Annotated in this window: 5 protein-coding genes; all 5 read right to left on the bottom strand. The window is 64.7% G+C overall.

Annotated elements, in window-relative coordinates; genetic code table 11:
- Positions 1-29: 29 nt before the first annotated feature.
- Complete coding sequence (locus VF515_00365; protein ID HEX7406077.1) at positions 30-305, bottom strand: Fis family transcriptional regulator; 276 nt, start codon at positions 303-305, stop codon at positions 30-32.
- Between the two features lie 683 nt (positions 306-988).
- Complete coding sequence (locus VF515_00360) at positions 989-1,402, bottom strand: cysteine rich repeat-containing protein (GenBank protein HEX7406076.1); 414 nt, start codon at positions 1,400-1,402, stop codon at positions 989-991.
- A gap of 57 nt (positions 1,403-1,459) precedes the next feature.
- Positions 1,460-2,278: a helical backbone metal receptor gene (locus tag VF515_00355; protein HEX7406075.1), complete on the bottom strand. Its 819-nt coding sequence runs from the start codon at positions 2,276-2,278 to the stop codon at positions 1,460-1,462.
- On the bottom strand, positions 2,275-2,535 hold the full coding sequence (locus VF515_00350; protein ID HEX7406074.1) for a hypothetical protein: 261 nt from the start codon (positions 2,533-2,535) through the stop codon (positions 2,275-2,277). The genes VF515_00355 and VF515_00350 overlap by 4 nt, the downstream gene beginning before the upstream one ends.
- On the bottom strand, positions 2,532-3,722 hold a 1,191-nt coding region (locus VF515_00345), incomplete at its 5' end, for an NAD(P)/FAD-dependent oxidoreductase (protein ID HEX7406073.1). The genes VF515_00350 and VF515_00345, both read right to left, overlap by 4 nt.

Raw genomic sequence — 3,722 nt, 5'->3', positions numbered from 1 at the left:
CTGATCGTGCTGAACACCGCTACCGATCTCTACACCAACTCGACCGTTAGCCGGCGCCCAACCATAGCCGCCGCCCGTTGCAGGCTTGAGAGCGTGATGTCGCTTTTCGGGTCAAGCAGGCGGTCAACCTGTGTCCGGCTGGTCTTGAGCAGCGCCGCCATCCGCGCCTTGGATATCTTCTTCTTCATGGCCTCCGCCAGCTGCCACGCCACGACCTCCTTGACCGCCTGCGCCTGCGCCTCCTCGAAGATTCCTTCTTCCTTGAGAAAATCGTCAAGGCTCGAACCCATCTGCCTCTTGCTCATCGCTCTAACTCCTTCTGACGCTGCTGGAATAGTCTGCCCACCGCACCACGCAGGCGCAAATGACCGAATATGAGACCTGGCTACACTCCAAGCAGGATGGACTCTGGAAACAGCGGTGGCTGCAGGCCTCTGTGCCTGCATGGGGAGCTGCGGTCGCCAGTTCCGGCGCGCGTGGCGCGCCCGGCAACCAGGGACGGCTGCCGCCACTAAGCTACACCTGATCTGATTGCCTTCTGGGTATTGTCGCGTCAGGATTGACCGGCGTGGTGATCGGCTCCGGGAGTCTTCCGCCTTGGGTTGCGCCAAAGAGGCGCAGTGCCGGGTTGGCACAGGCTGGAAGCCTATACCACCAGAGGCGACCTTCGGCCGCTCACACAGATTGTGCTGGCGAACTCTCATTTGCCTTCGTACCAATTTCCTCACAGACTCTCAGTCTCGGGCCTGGTCACGCCAAGAACCTTCGCGGCATCGGTAACGGACAGCTGGAGATCTGCCGATGCCGGGGTGGCCAGTCATCAGCATCGCGGGAGTCCGAGAGTTCCTTGAATGGAGATCGGCAGAAGCTTCGAGATTAGTCCAGCAGGGTTTCGACCGCTGCTGAAGCCGAGAACTTCACATCGCAGTCGATGTCGCGCGCCTCACGCCGGCCGTCTGCTCCGGCCTGGCGTGAGGCGCCGCCGGACTTACTTCCCGGGCGCTGGAGCTGCCCCGCGGCGCGGGTGACGGCCCTGGGCAAGCTGATCCTTACAGGCCTGCGACAGATCGTCGTGGTGCTGGTGCAGACACTTGACGACCTGGCCATGTCCGGGAGCAACGTCAGCGCAGAACTTGTGTACGTCGTCCTGGCAGGCCTTATGCCAAGCACTCACCTTGGCTTTCATCTGCTTCACATGCTCCTGACACGCGGGCGACAGCTCGGCCGCATGTGACTTCAGACAATCACGGTAGGCACCGCCGCCGGGCTTGAGGTCCGGGCAGAACTTTTTGATGTCCTCCCGGCACGCCCCTCTCCCAGGCTTGGGCTGCGCCAGACTCGGTGACATCGTAAGCGCCACAGCCAGCGGCGCCACGAGCGTTACGACCTTCCATGCTTTCATTGCAGTCCTCCTTCAGATTCGATCTCGATTGCTTGGAGAGTCGACGGGGCAAAAAGGTTAAACGCGTGCATCCCCCGCAACCACCGACCGCAGGTAGCGCAGCGCCGCTGCGGTGCGCGGACCGTACCAGGACAGCGCCTTGCCGTCGATGAATTGCACGCGATTCGCCCGCCAGGCGGGCGTGTCGTGCAACGGCGCGAGGTCGGGTAGGACCTTTGCTGTGAAGACATAGGGCTCGTCCGGGAGAAGAATCACCTCGGGCATGGTGGCTGCAATCTCTTCGAGGGTCACGCGGCAATAGCCTTCGGCCTGCTCGGCGCAGACATTCGTGCCACCGGCGACCGACAGCATGTCGCCCGCATATGTGTCGCGGTTGAAGCTCATCCACGGATTCTTCCAGATCGGGCAGAAGACACGCGGGCGAGGCGCATCACGTGGTTCGCCCATCTCCACAACTATCTCTTCCTGCTCCTTGGCGATGCGCTCCGCGCCGGCACGGGCATCAATCAGCTCGCCCAACCGGCGCAGCAATCCGCCGATGTCGCGCGCCCTGTGCGGGAACGCGACGAACAGATTGAGCCCCGCCCGCTCGAGCGCCTCGAAGTCCTCCTTGCGGTTCTCCTCGGCACTGACGATGACGAGGTCGGGCCGCAACTCGCAGATGCGGGCAAGGTCGGGATTCTTGGTGCCCCCTACCCTCTCCAATTGCCGCACGGCATCCGCCGGTTCCGTGCAGTAGCGGGTGACCCCGATGACGATCTCGCCGCGTCCGAGGACGAAGAGCGTCTCCGTCAGGCTCGGGACCAGGCTGACCACGCGCCGCGCCGTGCCAACGAGCCGGACTTCACGGCCAACGTCATCCTGTACGCGGATCACTGTTGCTTGCCGGCTCCGTGGCGCTTCAGGATATCTTCCAGATCTTGGCGTTCCGCCGCACTGAAATCTTCGTCGCCGCTCTTGGGCAAGGCACCGGGCTTGGGCTGCTCAACCTGCTGGGGTTCAGACCGAGGCTCCGAAAACAGCGCCGGCCAGTTCCGCCACACCGCGGCCGCGACCAGCACTGCCGCGCCGGCTAGTATCAGGGTCACCACGAGGCGGCCAGGCTTCCGACGCTTGGCCACAGGACGCTTCATGACATCCTCGGCTGCTGACCTGGCGCGGTCCGCAGATCACCGCGCCACCAGGCGCGCACGGCATCCCACCCGCTACGCTGGTCCCATCCGTCAACGCCGTTGTACCATCGGATCCCGATCTCCTGCGCCATGCGGCTGTGGGCCGCAAAGGCGAACCACAGCCTCCACGTCGGGCCGTAAAAGAGCCGCACACCGAGGTGCAAACGGCGCAGTTTCCGTCCCACCCACGAGGCGCTCACACTGCGCTCATAATCGGCAAACGTCAGGTCGCCGGACGCCAGCCCCTGCGCCGCCGCCGCCGCCGCACGCCGCCCGTACTCGAAGGCGAACGAGATGCCTTCACCCATCAAGGAATCGACTCCGGCCGCGTCGCCGGCCAGCATGACCTGCGGCGCGGCAATCCGCACTCCTCGCCGATACCAGCGGATCGGAAACGCCTTCACTGGAACGGGACCCGCGCCCATTCGCGCCATCTCTTCCCGCAACACGCGCGCCAACAAGGCGCCGGTCCCGTTGGTGTCGACGGAGTACACGCCGAGGTTCACGTGCGGCACACCACCTATCAAGCAAGGAAACGCCCAAGCGTAGCCGCGCAGGCCGTCGGGCACCGAACGAAAGATGAAGTCGTAGCGCGCTGTCCGGAATCCGCTCCAGTCCACTCCGGCCAGGGGAATGTCACACATCACGGCCTTGCCGACGCACTCGGGCTCACCGGCAAACAGGCGCCGCCGTACCAGACTTCCCGAACCGTCCGCCGCAATGATCGCCCGGGCGTGATAGCTGGCGCGCTCGGTTTCCACCCGAATGCCATCGCCCTCGCGGCGCACGTCGATCACCTTTTCGCCTTCGCGCACTTCCACGCCCCGCGAACGGCACGCCACGACCAGCGACTGATCGAACTCATCACGACGGACGACCCGACACAGCTCCTGCCCCTCGTACGACACACAGTGGCCGGGGACCTCGACGTTGGCGCGATGGACAGCCACATTCGGCACCGACAACGGTACGCCGAGCTCGTCGAGACAGCGCAGCGTGTGCGGGATCAGGCCGCCGGCACAGACCTTCGGCCGAGGGTGGTGCGCTTTCTCGAGAATCACCGTCTCGCGTGCCAGGGAGGCGTCCCGGGCATGCAGGAACAACGCGCTCGCGCTCCCGGCGGGACCCGAGCCGATGATCACCAGCGG

Source organism: Candidatus Binatia bacterium (genome assembly GCA_036382395.1).
Taxonomy (GTDB): Bacteria; Desulfobacterota; Binatia; order HRBIN30; family HRBIN30; genus JAGDMS01.
Note: the sequence above shows the minus strand (reverse complement) of the source record. Positions and strands in the feature narration are given on the sequence as shown.

Bases quoted from the DNA above. Each gene is read 5' to 3' on its own strand.
- VF515_00350 (HEX7406074.1), bottom strand. From the start codon at position 2,535: ATGAAGCGTCCTGTGGCCAAGCGTCGGAAGCCTGGCCGCCTCGTGGTG.
- VF515_00365 (HEX7406077.1), bottom strand. From the start codon at position 305: ATGAGCAAGAGGCAGATGGGTTCGAGCCTTGACGATTTTCTCAAGGAA.
- VF515_00360 (HEX7406076.1), bottom strand. From the start codon at position 1,402: ATGAAAGCATGGAAGGTCGTAACGCTCGTGGCGCCGCTGGCTGTGGCG.